14 protein-coding genes are annotated in these 19,349 nt (G+C 61.6%); 8 read left to right on the top strand and 6 right to left on the bottom strand.

Features of this window, described 5'->3' with window-relative positions; translation table 11 throughout:
• The first annotated feature begins 29 nt into the window (after window positions 1–29).
• The 8 genes from CFE47_RS20510 (at window position 30) to pbpC (ending at window position 13,987) form a co-directional block, all read left to right on the top strand.
• On the top strand, window positions 30–650 hold the full coding sequence (locus CFE47_RS20510) for a CDP-alcohol phosphatidyltransferase family protein (protein ID WP_286839899.1): 621 nt from the start codon (window positions 30–32) through the stop codon (window positions 648–650).
• Window positions 651–660: 10 nt separating this feature from the next.
• Entirely contained in the window at window positions 661–2,409 is a 1,749-nt protein-coding gene (locus tag CFE47_RS20515) for a bifunctional alpha/beta hydrolase/class I SAM-dependent methyltransferase (protein ID WP_286839902.1), read from the top strand.
• 2 nt (window positions 2,410–2,411) lie between these two features.
• On the top strand, window positions 2,412–3,710 hold the full coding sequence (locus CFE47_RS20520; RefSeq protein WP_286839904.1) for a phosphatase PAP2/dual specificity phosphatase family protein: 1,299 nt from the start codon (window positions 2,412–2,414) through the stop codon (window positions 3,708–3,710).
• The gene (locus CFE47_RS20525) at window positions 3,700–4,143 is read left to right on the top strand and encodes a hypothetical protein (RefSeq protein WP_286839906.1); all 444 of its coding nucleotides are present in this window, start codon (window positions 3,700–3,702) and stop codon (window positions 4,141–4,143) included. Before CFE47_RS20520 ends, CFE47_RS20525 begins: the two co-directional genes overlap by 11 nt.
• 9 nt (window positions 4,144–4,152) lie before the next feature.
• Window positions 4,153–4,773, top strand: coding sequence for a lysophospholipid acyltransferase family protein (locus CFE47_RS20530; protein ID WP_286839908.1), 621 nt, complete (start codon window positions 4,153–4,155; stop codon window positions 4,771–4,773).
• Between the two features lies 1 nt (window position 4,774).
• A complete protein-coding gene (locus CFE47_RS20535) occupies window positions 4,775–5,707 on the top strand; it encodes a phosphatidate cytidylyltransferase (RefSeq protein WP_286839909.1) in 933 nt (310 codons plus the stop codon).
• Window positions 5,708–5,907: 200 nt separating this feature from the next.
• On the top strand, window positions 5,908–11,709 hold the full coding sequence (locus CFE47_RS20540) for an alpha-2-macroglobulin (RefSeq protein ID WP_286839912.1): 5,802 nt from the start codon (window positions 5,908–5,910) through the stop codon (window positions 11,707–11,709).
• Window positions 11,690–13,987, top strand: coding sequence for a penicillin-binding protein 1C (pbpC, locus tag CFE47_RS20545; RefSeq protein ID WP_286839915.1), 2,298 nt, complete (start codon window positions 11,690–11,692; stop codon window positions 13,985–13,987). The genes CFE47_RS20540 and pbpC overlap by 20 nt, the downstream gene beginning before the upstream one ends.
• A gap of 9 nt (window positions 13,988–13,996) precedes the next feature.
• Here pbpC and CFE47_RS20550 read toward each other — a convergent pair whose 3' ends face one another.
• The 6 genes from CFE47_RS20550 to CFE47_RS20575 form a co-directional block, all read right to left on the bottom strand.
• On the bottom strand, window positions 13,997–14,371 hold the full coding sequence (locus CFE47_RS20550; protein WP_286839917.1) for an avidin-fold protein: 375 nt from the start codon (window positions 14,369–14,371) through the stop codon (window positions 13,997–13,999).
• A gap of 63 nt (window positions 14,372–14,434) precedes the next feature.
• Entirely contained in the window at window positions 14,435–16,267 is a 1,833-nt protein-coding gene (gene glmS, locus CFE47_RS20555; protein WP_286839921.1) for a glutamine--fructose-6-phosphate transaminase (isomerizing), read from the bottom strand.
• A 10-nt stretch (window positions 16,268–16,277) separates the two neighbouring features.
• Complete coding sequence (locus CFE47_RS20560; RefSeq protein WP_286839923.1) at window positions 16,278–17,045, bottom strand: DeoR/GlpR family DNA-binding transcription regulator; 768 nt, start codon at window positions 17,043–17,045, stop codon at window positions 16,278–16,280.
• Window positions 17,046–17,274: 229 nt separating this feature from the next.
• Window positions 17,275–18,642, bottom strand: a complete 1,368-nt coding sequence (gene glmU / locus CFE47_RS20565) for a bifunctional UDP-N-acetylglucosamine diphosphorylase/glucosamine-1-phosphate N-acetyltransferase GlmU (protein WP_185709606.1) — start codon at window positions 18,640–18,642, stop codon at window positions 17,275–17,277.
• A gap of 123 nt (window positions 18,643–18,765) precedes the next feature.
• The gene (locus CFE47_RS20570) at window positions 18,766–19,182 is read right to left on the bottom strand and encodes a F0F1 ATP synthase subunit epsilon (protein WP_003177061.1); all 417 of its coding nucleotides are present in this window, start codon (window positions 19,180–19,182) and stop codon (window positions 18,766–18,768) included.
• Between the two features lie 44 nt (window positions 19,183–19,226).
• Window positions 19,227–19,349, bottom strand: a 123-nt coding sequence (locus tag CFE47_RS20575) for a hypothetical protein (protein WP_286819779.1), incomplete at its 5' end; no start/stop codon positions are given.

A 19,349-nucleotide genomic window follows, 5' to 3' on the forward strand; every position in this document is an offset into this window, starting at 1 on the left:
GGTCCACGGACAAGGAAACGTCACTCCCCATGATCTCGATCTATCAGCTCAAGCCGCGCTTTCAGAACCTGCTGCGACCTCTGGTGCAGCGCCTCTACGACAACGGCACCACCGCCAACCAAATCACGGTGCTGGCCGGTGTGATTTCCCTGCTGGTGGGCCTGCTCATCGCCAGCTTCGCCCAACACCTGTGGCTGTTTGCGCTGATTCCGCTGTGGATGATCCTGCGCATGGCCCTCAACGCCATCGATGGCTTGCTTGCCCGGGAATTCGGCCAGCAGTCACGCCTGGGCGCCTACCTCAATGAACTGTGCGACGTGATCGCCGACAGCGCACTGATCCTTCCCTTTGCGCTGATCCCCGACGCCAGCCTGGCGCCAGTGCTGCTGGTGGCGCTGCTGGCGGTGTTCAGCGAATACGCCGGCGTGCTGGGGCCAATGGTGGGCGCATCCCGCCGCTATGACGGGCCGATGGGCAAGAGTGACCGGGCGTTCGTGCTGGGCGTGCTGGCCACCGGTGTAGCACTGGGCTGGTTGGGCGCGGGTTGGGTCGACGGGGTGATGTGGCTGGTGGCTGCCCTGCTCGCCTACACCCTGGTCAACCGAGTGCGCCAGGGCCTCAAAGAAGAACACACCTCACCGACTGCATAAGGATTTTGCGATGCGCGAACAGCAAGAGCACACCTTCAGTACCCATGATGGCGTCGAGCTTTTCTACCGGCACTGGCCGGCCACGGCGGGTGACGGGCCGCGCAAGGCGATCGTGTTGTTCCATCGCGGCCACGAGCATTCGGGGCGCATCGCCCATCTGGTGGATGAGCTGGACCTGCCGCAGTTCGACTTTTTCGCGTGGGACGCCCGCGGCCACGGCCAATCTCCCGGCGAACGCGGTGACAGCCCAAGCTTCGCCACCAGTGCCCGCGACGTGCAGACCTTTTGCGACCACATCGGCGCGGCCTATGGTATCGAGGAAGATAATTTCGCGGTTATCGCGCAAAGCGTCGGCGCCGTCATCGCCGCGACCTGGGTGCACGATTACGCACCGAAGATCCGCGCCTTGGTGCTGGCTTCTCCCGCGTTCAAGGTCAAGCTGTACGTACCGTTTGCCCGGCCGGGCCTGGCGTTGATGCGCAAGTTTCGCGGCAACTTTTTCGTCAACAGTTACGTCAAGGCCAAGTTTCTCAGCCATGACCCGCAGCGCGTGGCGTCCTACGACAATGACCCACTGATCACCAAGGCCATCTCGGTGAATGTGCTGCTGGGGCTGTACGAAGCCGCCGACCGGGTTGTGGCCGATGCACAGGCGATCCAGGTACCCACCCAACTGCTCATCTCCGGCTCGGACTTTGTGGTGCACCGCAAACCCCAGCAGCAATTTTTCGACCGCCTCGGCAGCCTGAAAAAAGAGCTGCACATTCTTCCCGGTTTCTTCCACGACACTCTGGGCGAACGCGACCGCGCCACCGCCGTGAGCAGTGCCAGGCGCTTTATCCTGCAAAACTTCGAGCACCCGCTAGACCGCGCCTCGTTGCTGGATGCCGACAAAATCGGCGCCACCTGCGCCGAGTCCGAAGCCCTCGCCGCGCCGCTACCGCGCAACTCCCTGCGCGACCTGTACTGGCGCCTGACCCGCGCCAGCATGGGTCTGGGCAAGAATCTGTCGGACGGCGTGAAGCTGGGCTTCGACACCGGCTTCGATTCCGGGAGCACCCTGGACTACGTATACCGCAACACCCCCACCGGCAAGGGCGGGCTGGGGCGGATGATCGACACCAACTACCTCAACTCCATCGGCTGGCGTGGCATTCGCCAGCGCAAGCTGAACGTCGAGGAACTGCTGCGCCTGGCCATGGCCAAGTTGCGCGCGGATGGTCGCGAAGTGCGCATTGTCGATATCGCCGCCGGTCACGGGCGCTACATTCTCGAAGCCTTGCAGGGCGTTTCGCCGCTGCCGGAGTCGATCCTGCTACGCGACTACAGCGACATCAACGTGCGCGACGGTGGCGCGCTGATTCGCGAGAAAGGCCTGGGGGATATCGCGCAGTTCGTCAAAGGCGACGCGTTTGATCGCCAGGATCTGGCAGCGCTGGAACCCAAGCCGACGCTGGCGGTGGTGTCCGGGTTGTATGAATTGTTTGCCGATAACGGAATGGTCGGTGGTTCGCTGGCAGGCCTGGCCGAAGCAGTAGAGCCTGGCGGTTATCTGGTCTACACCGGCCAGCCGTGGCACCCGCAACTGGAGCTGATCGCCCGCGCGCTGACCAGCCATCGCCAAGGCCAGGCCTGGGTGATGCGCCGCCGCAGCCAGGCAGAAATGGATCAACTGGTGGAGGCCGCCGGCTTCCGCAAGATCACTCAACGGGTGGACGAGTGGGGCATTTTCACCGTGTCCCTGGCACAGAAGATCTGAACATGCGCGAACCCGGCTTATTGAAACCAGCGGTCCTCTGGCTGCTGCTGTTGGCGCCGCTGTTTTTCAGCACCTACGGTTTTGCCACCTGGGTCACCAGCCAGCGCAGCGACGTCGGCACGATGGTGTTCGGCTGGGAAACCCATATGCCGTTCCTGGCCTGGACCATCTTGCCCTACTGGTCCATCGACCTGCTCTACGGGTTCTCCCTGCTGCTGCCGAACACCCGGCATGAGTTGAAGCAACATGCGCTGCGCCTGCTGAGCGCGCAGGTGATCGCGGTGAGCTGCTTCCTGATCTGGCCGCTGCGCTTCACCTTCGAGCGGCCGGAGCTGGATGGCGTGTTCGGTTGGCTGTTTGCGGTGCTGGCAGGGTTCGACAAACCCTTCAACCAGGCGCCATCACTGCACATCGCGTTGTTGGTGATCCTGTGGGTCATGTACCAACGCCATACCCAGGGCGTGTGGCGTTGGCTGGTACACGGCTGGTTCGCGTTGATCGGCATATCGGTGCTGACCACTTATCAACATCACTTTATCGACTTACCCACAGGCGCCCTCGCCGGTTGGCTGTGTGTGTGGTTGTGGCCGGTGGAGCACCCAAGCCCGCTATTGAATGCGCGCCTGACAGGGGATGTGCAACGCTGGAAGATCGGAGTGCGCTACGGGCTGGGGGCCTTGATCCTGGTGATCCTCGCCTTTGTACTGGGCGGCGCGTGGCTGTGGATACTGTGGCCCGCGGTTTCCCTGGCGTTGATCAAGGCCAACTACTTCGTACTCGGCGCCTCGGGTTTTCAGAAACGTACTGACGGTCGGCTAACCCCTGCGGCGCGCTGGCTGTATGCGCCCTATCTGGCGGCTGCCTGGATTAACTCACGCCTGTGGACACGCAAGCATCCACAGCCCGACAGGATTGTGGATAACGTTTGGCTCGGGCGTATTCCTACGACGAGAGAGCAGGAACCCTTCAAGGCAATTGTCGATCTCTGCGCCGAACTGCCGATTAATCCACAGGGTCGTGCCTATCAATCCATTCCCGTACTGGACCTGATCGCGCCCACGACCACTGAATGCCTGCACGCCGCCCAAGCCATCGAACGGCTGCGCTCACACGGCCCGCTGCTGGTGTGCTGCGCCCTTGGCTATTCACGCAGTGCCACCGCCGTCGCCGCCTGGTTGCTGCATACCGACCGCGCCACCACGGTGGAGCAAGCACTGACTATTATTCGTACAGCGCGGGCCGATGTGGTCCTGCATCCTGCTCACCGCAAAGCGTTGGAGGGTTTGCCCCATGCCCGCTGATATGGAACTCCAGGTCGTCGCCAGCCTGCTGCGTCGAGGCCGTTCGCTGGATCAGTTATCCACAGGCCTGACTTTGCTCGGCGTATTGTTCGGCCTCGCACAACTCTTGTTGGCGAGCATTTCCACGATCTGCCTGCTGCTGGCCCTGTGGATGATTATTCTCGGGCTGCTGCAAAAGTATTGGGCGCTGCGCGTGGCCTTCGATGCGGACCTGTTCGCCCTGCTCGCGCGCGATATCGAGCGCACCGCTGACCTCGACCAAGCCATGCAAACCCTGGGTCTACAATCGCCCAAACGTGCCGGTCGCCCTTGGGCAGAACGCCGTCGCGGCGCCCTCAAACTGCTGCGTAAACAAGCTTGGCTGCTCGGCGCGCAAGCGCTGCTGACCTTGTGCGTGATCCTTGCCAGCCCTTGGCTGCCTTTCGCCGGATAAGGAATTCCCATGTTCGAACCCGTGGTTGCCACGCTGATCACCTCCATGGCCCGCACCGTGACTGGCGCCCGCAGCTTATGGCTAGGTTGCGCGCCGGTGCCGGTGCAGCGCATCTACTTCGCCAACCACAGCAGCCACGGCGATTTCGTGCTGCTGTGGGCGTCGTTGCCACAAAACCTACGCAAATTCACCCGCCCGGTGGCCGGTAGCGACTACTGGAACACAAGCGCCCTGCGCCGCTACATCATCAACCGCGTGTTCAATGGCGTACTGATCGACCGCGAACGTAAAGACCCTGTGGATAACCCCTTGCAGCCGATGCTCGACGCGTTGGAGGGCGGCGACTCGCTGATCATCTTCCCCGAAGGCACGCGCAACTTGGAAGACGGCCTGCTGCCGTTCAAAAGCGGGCTCTATCACCTGGCCAAAAGTTACCCACAGGCTGAACTGATCCCGGTGTGGATCGCCAACCTCAACCGGGTCATGCCCAAGGGCCGCGTACTGCCGCTGCCCTTGCTGTGCACCACCAGCTTCGGCGCACCGCTGCAATTGGAAGAGGGCGAAGACAAAGCCGTGTTCCTCGCCCGCAGCCGCGATGCCCTGCTCGCCCTTGCCCCGGAGCACGCTTGATATGCACAGCCAGACCATAATGTTGTTCGGCGGCATCGGCGCGATTCTGGTGCTCGCCTCGCTGATCGGCCTGATCCTCAAACTGCGCACCCGGGGCACGCCCAATGCGGTGATCGACAACCTCAACGCCCGCATCAACGCCTGGTGGGTGATGGTGGTGGTCATCGGCATCGCCTTCTGGCTCGGTACCGGCGCGGTGATCCTGCTGTTCTACGCGGTGTCGTTTTACGCCCTGCGTGAATTTCTCACCCTCACCCCCACCCGCCGCAGCGACTACCCGGCGCTGGTGGCCGCGTTCTACTTGGCGTTGCCGCTGCAATACCTGCTGATCTACTCGGACTGGTACGGGTTGTTCTCAATCTTCATCCCGGTGTACGTGTTCCTGCTGCTACCGATCCTCGCTTCGCTGGGCGGCGACAGCACGCACTTCCTGGAACGCGCCTCGAAAGTGCAGTGGGGCCTGATGATCGCGGTGTTCTGCGTGTCTTTCGTGCCTGCCCTGCTCACTCTCGACATCCCCGGCTACGAGGGCCGTAACCTGCTGTTGATCGCCTACCTGGTGATCGTGGTGCAACTGTCGGACGTACTCCAGTACGTGTGTGGGAAGTTGTTCGGCAAGCACAAGATCGCGCCCAACCTGTCTCCCTCCAAAACCGTGGAGGGCTTCGTCGGCGGCATCCTGCTGTCGTCCCTGATCGGTGCGGCGCTGTGGTGGACCACACCGTTCAATCCCTGGCAGTCGTTTTTGATCGCGCTGTTGATCAACCTGCTGGGCTTTGCCGGCGGCATCGTGATGTCGGCGATCAAGCGCGACCGGGGCGTGAAGGACTGGGGGCATATGATCGAAGGGCACGGCGGCATGCTGGACCGGCTGGATTCAGTGTGTTTTGCGGCGCCGATCTTCTTCCATCTGGTGCGGTATTGGTGGACCTGACACCATCACTGTCAGGTCGGGTAAAGATCAAAATGTGGGAGCGGGCTTGCTCGCGAAGGCGGTGAGTCAGCCACTTGATAAGTAGGCTGACACACCGCCTTCGCGAGCAAGCCCGCTCCCACATAGGTTTGCGTTGAAACCTGAAAATTTGTATCAAAGACGCGTGTAAGATACGCCGCACTTAGCCAGGGATGCTCACCATGTTCGACTCGTTCAAAGCGATCAGCCGCCGCATTGTCGGCGCGTTACTGACTGTGGTGGGAGCCGTCTTTGGCCAGTGGCATCCGCCGTTCTGGCTGCGTGCTATCGGCAACGGCCTGGCAAGCCTGGGCCATAAAGCCCGTGCTTATCCGCGTCAGACCGGAGCAGGCATAGTGGGCCTGGTGTTGCTGGCCGCCGCCGGGTTCTACGGCTGGCACTGGTACACCAACCTGCCGCAGCCTCACACCGTGGGTTATTCGCTGCACAAGCCCAACCTCACCGATTACACCCAGCCGACGCCGGTTGTGGATAACTTGCAGGTGCGCTTCGCCGAGTCCGTGGCCCCGCTGGCAGCGATTGGCAAGCCAGTAACCGAAGGCATCACCCTCAAACCCACTGTGGCTGGCACTTGGCGTTGGTCGGATGACCGTACCCTGCTGTTCGTTCCGGACAAAGATTGGCCCATCGACACCGGGTATACCCTCGACTTGGCCAAGAAAAACCTGCTGGCCGATGGCGTACTGCTCAACCAATACAGCAGCCAGTTTTCCACCCAGCCGTTCCGCGCCACGCTGGCGCAAAACGAGTTGTATCAAGACCCGACCAACCCGACGCTGAAACAGCTGGTAGCGACCTTCCATTTTTCCCATCCGGTGGATGAAGACAGCCTACGCAAACGCGTGTCGGTAACCCTCGGCAAAGGCCTGGCGTACCGCGACGCCCAGTTGCCGAACCGTCCGGAAATCACGTTCGACGATAAGCGACTGAACGCCTACGTTCGTTCCGCTGCGCTGGCTACCCCCCTGGAAAGCACCCCCGTCAGCGCCAAACTCGACCAAGGCATCAAGGCCCGCGACGGTGGCAATGCCAGTACCGCGCCGTTGGTGGCGGAAGTCACCGTCCCCGGTCGCTATCGCCTGACGTTTACCGGTGCCGAAGTGAGCTTTGTCGACAACGAACGCGGCGAGCCAGAACCGGTACTGATGTTCAGCAGCTCCAGCGCCGTGGCCGACGAGACCATCGCCGGTAAGGTGCAAGCCTGGCTGCTGCCGGAAAAAGCCCAGGACGATACCCGCCCCTATAACAGCAACGACATCGATGACGCCCTGCTCAGCCGCAGCACCAAGGTCAACCTGACCCACGTGCCCAGCGTGGAACCGCTGAACACCTTGCACGCCTTCAAGTTCAAGGCGCCGGCCGGTCGTGCTATCTACGTGCGCGTTCCTGCCAACCTCGAAGCCATCGGCGGCTATCTGGCGAAGAATCCTACAGCGTCGCTGATCAGCATGCCGGCCTATCCGCGTACCTTGCAGTTCTTGTCTGACGGCGCGTTGCTCAGCCTCAATGGCGAAAAACGCCTGGGCTTCATGGCCCGTGGCGTACCCGGTGCCCATGTGGAAATCGCTCGCCTGCTGCCTAACCAATTGCAGCACCTGGTGGACCAGAGCAGTGGCAGCTTTGCCCGGCCGAACTTTGGCAACGAGTACTTCGACCGTATGGTTGAACGTCAGTCGCTGGATATTGCGCTGTCCTCCAATGACCCGGCAAAAACCGTGTACGACAATGTGGACTTGAGCCACTACCTCACCGCCAACGGCGGTCGGCGCGGCATCTTCGTGCTCAAGCTCAGCCCGCAGGACGACCCGGCCCCGCGCACGTTCGAATACGACCGCAGCAGTACCAGCGACCTGCGTTTCATCGTGGTGACCGACCTCGGCATCATTGCCAAGCGCTCCAGCGACGGTAGCCATGATGTGTTTGTGCAATCTATCGGCAACGGTTCGCCCGTGTCTGATGCACAGGTCGACATCATTGGCCGCAACGGTTTGCCGGTGAGCAGCGGCCGCACCGACGCCGAAGGCCATGCGCATTTCGCCAAGCTGGATGAACTACGCCGTGAGAAAACACCGCTGATGTACGTAGTCACGCGCGGTAACGACCAGTCGTTCCTGCCGATTGCCCGCCAGTCCCAGCAGCTGGATTTGTCGCGTTTTGACGTCGGCGGTTTGGAAGAAGACGGTGCGATCGATCGCCTCAGCGCCTACCTGTTTACCGACCGTGGCCTGTACCGACCCGGTGAAACCGCACACCTGGGCATGATCGTGCGCACCGGTAATTGGAAAGGTGCCCTGCAAGGCCTGCCGGTTGAGCTGCAAATCACCGACCCGCGCGGCCTCGAAGTCATTCGCCAACCACTGAAACTGTCCGCCAGCGGTTTCGAAACCTTTGATTTCCCCAGCAGCGAAGTCGCACCCGCCGGGGACTACACCGCGACCTTGCAGTTGATTGGTCAAAAACAGACCCGCACCGACCTGGGCAGCGTGAGTTTCAAGGTCCGCGACTTTGAACCAGACCGCATGAAGGTCAGCCTGAGCCTGCATGACACCCCTGTGCAGGGCTGGATTCCACCGGACCAAGTGGTAGCCAAAGTCACCGCGATGCACCTGTTCGGCGCGCCAGCGGCCGGCCGGCGTGTCACCGCGAAGATGTCCTTGAGCCCAACGCTCGCGGCATTCGACCGCTACCCCGATTACCGTTTCCGCCTCAACGATTCCCTGGAAGACGCCAGCACCGAAGACCTGGCCGAGACCACCGTCGACGACAAAGGCCAGGCCGTACTCGACCTCAACCTGCAACGCTTCGCCAACAGCACCTATCGCCTGCAGGTAATGACCCAGGTATTCGAAGCCGAAGGCGGTCGTAATGTGGCAGCACAAAGTGCGTTGCTGGTGTCGTCCGCGCCCTACCTGGTCGGTGTGAAAAGTCAGGATTCGCTGTCGTACGTGGCCAAGGATGCGCCGCGTCAGGTGCAATGGCTGGCCGTCGCGCCAGACCTGTCGCCACTGTCGGTGGACGGCCTGACCACTGAAGTGGTCGAGCACCGTTACGTGTCGGTACTGGTGAAACAATCCAACGGCACCTACAAGTACGAGTCGCGCATCAAGAACATCAGCCAGCCGGCTTCCCCACTGGTGATGACCCAGGAAGGCGCCAAGCAGCCGCTGAATACCGGCACCCCGGGGGATTTCACCCTGCAACTCAAGGATGCCAACGGCAACCTGCTCAACCAGATCGACTACAGCGTGGCCGGGCGCGGCAACACCTCGCGCTCCCTCGAGCGCAACGCCGAACTGCAACTGCGCCTGGATAAACGCAGCTACGCCACGGGTGACGAGATTGCGATCAGCATTCGTGCGCCGTACACCGGTGCCGGCTTGATCACCATTGAGCGCGACAAGGTCTACACCCAGCAGTGGTTCAAGGCCGACAGTACCAACAGCGTGCAACACATCCGCGTGCCTGCGGGGCTTGAAGGCAATGCCTACGTCAACGTGCAGTTTGTGCGGGACATGGGCTCGGCCGAGGTGTACATGAGCCCGCTGTCCTACGGCGTGGTGCCGTTCAGCATCAACCTGGATGCGCGACGCATGGCTTTGAAAGTTGAAGGCCCGGCGAAGATCGAGCCGGGGCAGATGCTGGATATCAAGGTCAACGCTGACCGCCCAGGCCGCGCAGTGGTGTACGCGGTGGACGAAGGCATCCTGCAAGTCGCGCGTTACCAGACACCGGACCCGTTGGGCTTCTTCTTCCAGAAACGTGCGTTGGAAGTAGGCACCAGTCAGATCCTTGACCTGATCCTGCCGGAATTCAGCCGACTGCTCAGTGGGGCAGCGCCCGGTGGCGATACGGAAGGCGCCCTGGCCAATCACCTGAACCCATTCAAGCGTAAACACCAGCCGCCGGTGGCCTGGTGGTCCGGCTTGGTGGACCTGCCGGCCGGCGAAACCGTGCTGCATTACCAAGTGCCAGACAGCTTCAACGGCAAGCTGCACCTGTTTGCCGTGGCGGTGGACAACGACAGCGTCGGTGTCAGCGAAGCCAACACCGAAGTGCGTGGGCCGATCGTGATCACGCCAAACGTGCCCGCCTTTGTGGCGCCAGGAGATGTGTTCAACGTGAGCGCCGGGGTGTTCAGCAACCTCGACGCGGCGGCAGATGTGAAGTTTGAACTGCAGACCAGCGACGGTCTGAACGTGCAGGGCGACAAAGGCAGCACCCTATCCCTGCAACCGCGCAAGGAAGGCACTGCCGAGTTCAAGATCAAGGTCGGTGAAACCCTGGGTTCGGCGGACCTGCGTTTTGTCGCAGTGCTGCCCGATGGCAAGCGCATCCAGGTGGCGGAAACCACCTCGATCCGCCCTCTGAGTGAGCATCGCGTGGCATTGAGCCTGGGCCGCTTCGACAGCGCCAGCAAAGAGCTGAAACCCACCCGCGAGCTGTTCAGCCAACTGCGTGACGTGCAACTGGGCGTCGCGGCCTCACCGCTGGTATGGGCCAACGGCCTCAAGCATTACCTGGATGACTACGGCTATGCCTGCACCGAGCAATTGGTGTCCAAAGCCATGCCGGCGTTGATCTGGGGCGGCAATGCACCAGAAGCCGAACAAGCCTTCACCGGTGCCGTGCGCATGCTGCGTCAACGCCAGAACCAGGCAGGCGGCTTTGGTTTGTGGGCGGCCAACCCGGATGTAGCGCCGTACGCCAGCCTCTACGCCACCGACTTCTTGATCGAAGCCAAGGAACGCGGCTTGCCAGTACCGGAAGACCTGCTGGTGCGCTCGAATGCGTATCTGACAGACCTGGCCAACGGCCCGAGTGAGGGGCTGTCGGAATTGCGCAATCGCGCCTACGCCAGTTACCTGCTGAGCCGTCAGGGGATTCTGGTAAGCGGTGCCTTGAGCGATATCCGCGAGCGTTACGAGAGCTACTTCAAGGACACCTGGCAAAACGACTTGGGCGCCGCCTATTTGGCCGCCAGCTACAAGTTGCTCAAGCAGGACCGCCAGGCCGATGCCCTGTTCCGCAAAATCCCGTGGCGTTCCCTTGTGGATAAGTGGGACAGCGACGGCCTGTACTACGACCCGCTGGTGCGCGACGCCGAACACCTGCACCTGCTGGCGCGGCATTTCCCGGAGCTGATGGACGATGTGCCCACGGCGCTGCTGGATAAACTCGGCAAGCGCCTCAACGAGCAACGCTACAACTCGTTGTCGGCCGCGCTGTTGCTGCGGGCTCTGGACAACTATGGCCAGCGTGCGCAAAGCGACATGACCCTCAAGGCCACCGCTTGGCTTGGCGACAAGCAACAACAGTTGCTGGAAATGGCCGGCCAACCGCCTCGCGCTGCCGTACCAAGCGCCACGCAAAAGCTGGTGATGGAAAAATCCGACGGCCCTGCGGCGTTCTACATGCTCAGCGAAGCCGGTTTCGACAAGGGCACCAAGCTCAAGCCGATCACCAATGGCCTGGAAATCGTGCACGAATACCTCGACCTCAAGGGCGAGCCGGTGAACAAGGTGGCCGTAGGCGATGAGTTCCTGGTGCGCCTGCGCCTGCGGGCCACCGACCGTGACCAAGTGCAGCAAGTGGCCGTGGTCGACCTGCTGCCGGGAGGCGTCGAGCCTGTGTATAACTTGCCTGCGGAGCCGGAAGCAGCCAGCACTGACGAAAGTGAAGGTGAGGAGTCCGACTACGTAGAGGACAACCAGGAAGAAGACACCTGGCAAGCGCCCATCGGCGAAACCGAGCTGAGCAACTGGCAGCCGGATTACGTGGACGTTCGCGATGATCGCGTGGTGTTGTACGGCACTGCACTGCGCGATGTAGGCACCTTCGTCTACCGCGTGCGCGCCACCAACGCAGGCACCTTCAATACGCCACCGGCCTACGCCGAAGGCATGTACGAAACCACCCTGCAAGGGCGCGGCAAAGTAGGCCAGCTTGAAATTACCAAGCCTTAAACGCCTGACGCCGCTGCTTGCAGCGGCGGTGCTGCTGGCGGGGTTGCGGTTGTGGCCGCATGCCCCGCTGGAAAACGCCGTGACCTCATCACGGGTGGTGTTGGCCGACGACGGTTCGCTGCTGCGCATGACGCTGGCGGATGACGGCCAATACCGTCTGTGGCTACCGCTGGAGCGGATATCCCCTTCATTGGTCGAAGCCTTGTTGCTCAAGGAAGACCGCAATTTCTACTGGCATCCAGGGGTGAATCCCCCGGCGTTGGTGCGCGCAGCCTTGGCTACCTACAGCGGTGGCCAACGCCAGGGCGGCTCGACCTTGAGCATGCAGTTGGCGCGGCGCTTGTGGGATCTGAACACGCGCCAGGTTCCAGGCAAGTTGCAACAGATGGCCTTGGCGCTGTGGCTGGAAGCGCGCTACAGCAAGCACGACATCCTTGAGGCCTACCTGAACCTGGCGCCCATGGGCGGCAATATCGAAGGTGCCGAGGCGGCCAGTCGTATTTACTTCGGTAAGTCTGCGGCGCAGTTGTCGCTGTCCGAAGCGCTGGCGCTGGCGGTGATTCCCCAGCAGCCGGGACGACGTGCGCGCTTCGGGCCCTCGCTGCAAAACGCGCGGCTGCGCTTGATGGCCGACTGGCGCGAGACTTATCCACAAGACCCGCGTAACGACAGTTTGCTGGACTTGCCTCTGGAGGCCCGTAACCGCCAGCAGATCCCCTTCCTGGCACCGCATTTGAGCGAACAACTGCTGGCGTCCCAGTCCGGCAACGAACTGAACAGCACCATCAACCTGCCATTGCAGCAGCTGCTTGAGCGCCTGATCACAGGTTTTATCGCCGAGCGGCGCAGCACCGGTGTGGAAAACGCCACCGCAATCCTGATCGACAGCCGTGACCAGAGCGTCAAGGCACTCGTGGGTTCTGCGGATTACTTATCCACAAGCATCCACGGCCAGGTCAACGGCGTGCTGTCACGGCGCTCGCCGGGTTCGACGCTTAAACCGTTCCTGTACGGGCTGGCGCTGGACCAAGGGGTGATCCACCCCATGAGCATCCTCAAGGACTTGCCGAGTAACTTCGGCTACTTTCAGCCGGAAAATTTCGACGGCAGTTTTGTCGGCCCCCTCACAGCGCGGGATGCGTTGATCCGTAGTCGCAATATCCCGGCCGTGTGGCTGGCCAGCCAGGTGAAGTCGCCGTCGTTGTATGGCCTGCTGCAACGCGCCGGTATCAAAGGCCTGCGTGACGAGAGCCATTACGGCCTGGCCCTGGCCCTGGGCGGCGGCGAGATGACACCCGAGGAACTGGCGCGACTCTATGTGATGCTGGCCGGCGACGGGCATCTACGGCCATTGCGCTATGTGCAGGAGCAGCCGCAATCCACTGGGGCGCAACTGCTCACGCCCCAGGCGGCCTTTATGGTGCGCGACATGCTGCGTCGCAACCCGCGCCCGGATGGCTTGCCGGGCCGCCATTGGCGCACCGCGTGGAAGACCGGCACCTCGTGGGGTTTCCACGATGCCTGGAGTGCAGGCCTGGTGGGCCCCTACGTGCTGGTGGTTTGGGTAGGCAACTTTGATGGCCGGCCAAACCCTGCGTTCATCGGCGCCAAGACCGCCGCACCGTTGTTCTTCCGTATCGCCGACGCCCTGCCCCTGGCCTTGCCCAACGTGGTGATCAAGCCCGACAAGCCACCGGCCGGGCTGGTACGCATCGACGTCTGTGCCGCCTCCGGCGACTTGCCCAACCGTTGGTGTCCGCAAACCCGCAAGACCTGGTACATCCCCGGTGTCTCACCGATTCGCGTGTCCAATCTGCACCGCCCGGTATTGATCGACACACGCACAGGCAAGGCGGCGTGCCCGCCGTTCGAGGCGCAATACACCCGTGAGGAGGTTTTCGAATTCTGGCCCAGCGACGTGCAACGCCTATACCGTGCCGCCGGGCTGCCGCGACGCACGCCGCCCAATGTGATGAGAAACTGCCAGCCCAACCGCCTCAGCGACCAGAGCGAAGCGCCGCAAATCCGTTCGCCGCTGACGCAAGTGAGCTATCAACTGCGCTTGTCTCAACCGCAGGAAAGCATCCCGCTGACTGCCAACGCGGCCAGCGATGCGGCGATGCTGTATTGGTTCGCTGATCAAACCTTGATCGGTCAGGGCCCACCGCAAGCCACGCTGAATTGGCGGCCGGGCAAGTCGGGGGAGTACCGGTTGCGGGTCAGTGATGATCAGGGACGCAGTGTTAGTCGGGGGCTGAAAGTGGAGTTTGTACCTTAGAACGCCCGCTCAATACAGGCGAGGTGCGAGTTCCACGTAGTGGGACTCACCGCCCCCCGTGGCGCCGGATAACCAACCCCATACGAAGGACAGTGTGGTACGTCCTGCCTCATCAACGCCCACCGTTCCTTGCGACCAGCCGGCCAATAGCTCGCCTTCCGTGGTCAGGCACTGGAAAAGCAGTTCGAGGGTGTTAGGGCCTGTTACGCGCCCTACCTGCTGACCGGTGCGAATCCGGCCACCCTGGTAGGTACCCGAGATGGCCTCACCGTCGACCTGGTAATAAAAAACCGTGCCGGCACCAGAGAGGCCTTGGGTGTTGTTGGCGACTGCAAACCGGCGACCGTGCAAACGGTCGCTGATTGGGGAAATAGGGGTATGCATTGAGGTCGAATCCTTTCGTCGAGCTGAACCTGGAGGCCCGATGGGCCTCCAGGACATGCCGTGTTACTCCACGGTCACCGACTTCGCCAGGTTACGCGGCTGGTCAACGTCGGTGCCCTTCAGCACGGCGACGTAGTACGACAGCAGTTGCAGCGGGATGGTGTAGAGGATCGGCGACAGGGTGTCGTGGATGTGCGGCATGTTGATGACGTGGGTACCTTCGCCATTGGTCATGCCGGCTTTTTCGTCAGCGAACACCACCAGTTGGCCGCCACGGGCGCGTACTTCCTGCAGGTTGGACTTGAGCTTTTCCAGCAGTTCGTTGTTCGGCGCGACGGTCACCACCGGCATGTCGTCATCCACCAGGGCCAGTGGGCCGTGTTTCAGCTCACCGGCTGGATAAGCTTCGGCGTGGATGTACGAGATTTCCTTGAGCTTGAGCGAGCCTTCCATCGCCACTGGGTATTGCGCGCCACGGCCGAGGAACAGGGTGTGGTTCTTGTCGGCGAACAATTCGGCGACTTTTTCCACAGTGCTGTCCATGGCCAGGGCTTCGCCGAGGCGGGCTGGCAGGCGACGCAATTCTTCGACCAGGGTGGCTTCAACGCCCTCGGCCAGGGTACCGCGCACTTGGCCCAGGGACAGGGTCAGCAGCAATAGGCCGACCAGTTGGGTGGTGAACGCTTTGGTCGACGCTACGCCGATTTCGCGACCGGCCTGGGTCAGCAGGGTCAGGTCCGACTCACGTACCAACGAGCTGATGCTGACGTTGCAGATCGCCAGGCTGGCAAGGAAGCCCAGTTCCTTGGCATTACGCAGGGCGGCCAAGGTGTCGGCAGTTTCACCGGACTGGGAGATGGTCACGAACAGGGTGTCGGGCTGCACCACTACCTTGCGGTAGCGGAACTCGCTGGCGACTTCGACCTGGCACGGAATGCCGGCCAGTTCTTCCAACCAGTAACGGGCAACCATGCCGGCGTGGTAGCTGGTGCCGCAAGCGACGATCTGTACATTGCGCACTTTGGCGAACAACTCGGCGGCTTGTGGGCCGAACGCGTTGACCAGCACTTGATTCTGGCTCAAGCGACCTTCCAGCGTGCGCTGTACCACCGATGGCTGCTCGTGGATTTCCTTGAGCATGAAGTGACGGAACTCACCTTTGTCGGCAGCTTCGGCGCCGTCACGGTATTGCACGGCTTCACGTTCGACAGCGTTACCGTTGACGTCCCAGATCGCCACGCTTTCACGGCGAATGTCGGCTATATCGCCTTCTTCCAGGTACATGAAGCGGTCGGTCACCTGACGCAGGGCCAGTTGGTCGGAGGCGAGGAAGTTTTCGCCCAGGCCCAGGCCGATCACCAATGGGCTACCACTGCGAGCAGCAACTACGCGGTCTGGTTGGCTGGCGCTGACCACTGCCAGGCCGTAGGCGCCATGCAGTTCCTTGACCGTGGCCTTGAGGGCGGTGGTCAGGTCGCTATGGTCCTTGAGTTTGTGGTTGAGCAGGTGGGCGATGACTTCGGTATCAGTGTCCGAAGTGAACACGTAGCCCAGGCCCTTGAGTTGTTCGCGCAGCACTTCGTGGTTTTCGATGATGCCGTTGTGCACCACCGCCAGGTCGCCGGAGAAATGCGGATGAGCGTTACGCTCGCACGGCGCACCGTGGGTTGCCCAACGGGTGTGGGCGATGCCGAGGCGGCCAACCAGAGGCTCACCCGCCAGGGCTTGCTCCAGCTCGCTGACTTTGCCTGGGCGGCGCATGCGCTCAAGCTTGCCGGCGTTGGTGAAGACAGCCACACCTGCGCTGTCATAACCGCGGTATTCCAGGCGCTTGAGGCCTTCGATCAGGATGGGGGTGATGTTGCGTTCAGCGACTGCGCCTACGATGCCACACATGGTGTTTCTCCTAGATGATTGCCGCGCATATCAGCGTAATGCCGCGGGCTTGGATCTGGTCGCGGGCCTCAAGCGGCAGGCGATCATCGGTGATAAGGGTATGGACGTTGCTCCAGGGCAGTTCCAGGTTGGGAATCTTGCGGCCGATCTTGTCGGATTCGACCATCACCACCACTTCGCGGGCGACCTCAGCCATCACGCGGCTCAGGCCCAGCAGTTCGTTGAAAGTGGTAGTGCCTCGCTCCAGATCGATGCCGTCGGCGCCAATGAACAGTTGGTCAAAGTCGTAGGAACGTAGCACTTGCTCGGCGACCTGGCCTTGGAACGAGTCCGAGTGAGGGTCCCACGTGCCGCCGGTCATCAACAGCACCGGCTCGTGCTCCAGTTCGCTCAGGGCCCGGGCCACGTGCAGGGAGTTGGTCATCACCACCAGGCCAGGCTGGTGGCCCAGCTCGGGGATCATGGCGGCCGTGGTACTGCCACTGTCGATGATGATGCGGGCGTGTTCACGCAGGCGCATTACGGCGGCACGGGCGATAGCGCGCTTGTACACCGAGATCGGCTGAGCGGCGTCACCCACCAATTCCTGCGGCATGGTGATTGCGCCGCCGTAGCGACGCAGCAGCAAGCCGTTGCTTTCGAGGGCAGCCAGGTCCTTGCGGATGGTCACTTCCGAGGTTTCGAAACGCTTGGCCAACTCGTCCACGCTCACTTCGCCCAATTCATTGAGCAAGGTCAGGATGTTGTGGCGCCGTTGGGGTGTATTTCGTTTCGACATGGTGATGATAAGTTTCGCTTCGAAAGATAACGAAGGCAATCAAAACCTATTAGCGAAAGGTCGTCAAGCGGGGGCGTAGAAAATTTTCGAAGTGACAGAGGGTAAATGTGGGAGCGGGCTTGCTCGCGAATGCAGTGTGTCAGTCAACTGATCCGGGTCTGACACACCGTATTCGCGAGCAAGCCCGCTCCCACATTGAATAGTTGTTGCTGATGAGATTGTGGATAACTCAGCTTTTCTTGATTTTCTCCGGGCGTTTCCAGCCGTCGATGTTGCGCTGACGGGCGCGAGCCACGCCGAGCTGCAAGTTATCCACATCCTGGTTGATGGTGGAACCAGCCGCCGTGGTGGCGCCATCGCCGACTTTCACCGGCGCAACCAACGAGTTGTTCGAGCCGATGAACACATCTTCGCCCAGCACCGTCTGATGCTTGTTGGCGCCATCGTAGTTGCAGGTGATGGTGCCAGCGCCGACGTTGGTGCGTGCGCCGATGACGGCATCGCCCAGGTAGGTCAGATGGCCGGCCTTGGCGCCTTCGCCCAAGTGTGCGTTTTTGAGTTCGACAAAGTTACCCACATGAGCCTTGGCTTCCAGCACGCTGCCCGGGCGCAAACGCGCGAACGGGCCGGCATCGCTACCTTCGCCCATCACCGCGCCGTCCAGGTGGCTGTTGGCCTTGATCACCACGCCTTTGCGCAGGGTGCTGTCCTTGATCACGCAGTTCGGGCCAATCACTACGTCGTCTTCGATGATCACGCGGCCTTCGAGGATCACGTTGATGTCGATCAGCACGTCGCGGCCGACAGTGACTTCGCCACGAACGTCAAAGCGTGCCGGGTCGCGCAGGGTCACGCCTTGGGCCATCAAGCGCCGACCTTCGCGCAGCTGGTAGTGACGCTCCAGCTCTGAAAGCTGCTTGCGGTCGTTGGCGCCCTGCACTTCCATCGGGTCGTGGGGTTGCTCGGTGGCCACCAGCAGGCCATCGCTCACGGCCATTTCGATGACGTCGGTGAGGTAATACTCGCCCTGGGCGTTGTTGTTGGACAGGCGGCTCATCCAGTCGGCGAGCTTGTTGGCCGGCACGGCCAGAATGCCTGTGTTGCCTTCGGTAATGGCGCGCTGGGCATCGCTGGCGTCTTTATGCTCGACGATGGCAGCCACCTTGCCGTCAGCGTTGCGCACGATGCGGCCGTAACCGGTGGGGTCGTCCAGCTCAACGGTGAGCAGGCCCATCTGGCCTGGCACAACGTGCTTGAGCAGACGCTGCAGCGTTTCCACTTCGATCAGCGGTACATCGCCGTAGAGGATCAATACGGTATCGGCGGTGATGAACGGCACCGCCTGCGCAGTGGCGTGCCCGGTGCCGAGTTGTTTGTCTTGCAATACGAAATTCAGGTCGTCCGCGGCCAGGCGTTCGCGCACCGCATCGGCACCGTGGCCGATCACCACGTGAATACGTTGTGGCTCCAACTGACGGGCACTGTGGATAACATGGCCCAGCATTGAGTTGCCGGCTACCGGGTGCAGCACCTTGGGCAGGGCCGAACGCATGCGAGTGCCCTGGCCTGCAGCGAGAATGACGATTTCAAGAGACATGAATGGCTACCAATCCTGAGAGGTCCGTCTTCAGACCAGAGATGTTTTGTGCAGAAAAAGAAAAAGGGTAGCCGAGGCTACCCTTTTTAATCAATCGCGCTTGAAGCGTGACGGCATGGCCGCTTACTTCTTGCGGATTTGCTGGAGCGTGCGCAGCTGGGCTGCAGCCTCGGCCAGACGTACAGCAGCAGCGCTGTAGTCGAAGTCCGCACCCTTTTCGTTCAGGGCCTTCTCGGCAGCCTTGACGGCTTCCTGAGCGGAGGCTTCATCCAAGTCGCCAGCACGTTGCACGGTGTCGGCAAGTACCTTGACCATGTTCGGCTGAACCTCAAGGAAACCACCGGAGATGTAAAACACCTCCTTTTCCCCGCCTTGCTTGGTCAGAGTGATCGGACCTGGCTTCAAGCTGGTGATCAACGGCGCGTGACCCATGGCAATACCAAGGTCACCGAGTTCGCCGTGTGCAATCACCATCTCTACCAGACCGGAGAAGATTTCCCCTTCCGCGCTGACGATATCGCAATGGACTGTCATAGCCATCTGATTGCCTCAACCTGATGAGCGCCCGTTTCCGGGCGCTTGGATTACAGTTTCTTGGCTTTCTCGATCGCTTCTTCGATGCCGCCGACCATGTAGAACGCTTGTTCTGGCAGGTGGTCGTAGTCACCGTTGAGGATGCCTTTGAAGCCAGCAATGGTGTCTTTCAG

The organism is Pseudomonas sp. PGPPP1, from assembly GCF_002255865.1.
Lineage (GTDB): Bacteria > Pseudomonadota > Gammaproteobacteria > Pseudomonadales > Pseudomonadaceae > Aquipseudomonas > Aquipseudomonas cremoris.

Excerpts from the sequence above, each read along its gene's own strand:
- CFE47_RS20510 (WP_286839899.1), top strand. The coding sequence starts at position 30 with ATGATCTCGATCTATCAGCTCAAGCCGCGCTTTCAGAACCTGCTGCGA.
- CFE47_RS20515 (WP_286839902.1), top strand. The coding sequence starts at position 661 with ATGCGCGAACAGCAAGAGCACACCTTCAGTACCCATGATGGCGTCGAG.
- CFE47_RS20520 (WP_286839904.1), top strand. The coding sequence starts at position 2,412 with ATGCGCGAACCCGGCTTATTGAAACCAGCGGTCCTCTGGCTGCTGCTG.
- CFE47_RS20525 (WP_286839906.1), top strand. The coding sequence starts at position 3,700 with ATGCCCGCTGATATGGAACTCCAGGTCGTCGCCAGCCTGCTGCGTCGA.
- CFE47_RS20530 (WP_286839908.1), top strand. The coding sequence starts at position 4,153 with ATGTTCGAACCCGTGGTTGCCACGCTGATCACCTCCATGGCCCGCACC.
- CFE47_RS20535 (WP_286839909.1), top strand. The coding sequence starts at position 4,775 with ATGCACAGCCAGACCATAATGTTGTTCGGCGGCATCGGCGCGATTCTG.
- CFE47_RS20540 (WP_286839912.1), top strand. The coding sequence starts at position 5,908 with ATGTTCGACTCGTTCAAAGCGATCAGCCGCCGCATTGTCGGCGCGTTA.
- CFE47_RS20550 (WP_286839917.1), bottom strand. The coding sequence starts at position 14,371 with ATGCATACCCCTATTTCCCCAATCAGCGACCGTTTGCACGGTCGCCGG.
- glmS (WP_286839921.1), bottom strand. The coding sequence starts at position 16,267 with ATGTGTGGCATCGTAGGCGCAGTCGCTGAACGCAACATCACCCCCATC.
- CFE47_RS20560 (WP_286839923.1), bottom strand. The coding sequence starts at position 17,045 with ATGTCGAAACGAAATACACCCCAACGGCGCCACAACATCCTGACCTTG.
- glmU (WP_185709606.1), bottom strand. The coding sequence starts at position 18,642 with ATGTCTCTTGAAATCGTCATTCTCGCTGCAGGCCAGGGCACTCGCATG.
- CFE47_RS20570 (WP_003177061.1), bottom strand. The coding sequence starts at position 19,182 with ATGGCTATGACAGTCCATTGCGATATCGTCAGCGCGGAAGGGGAAATC.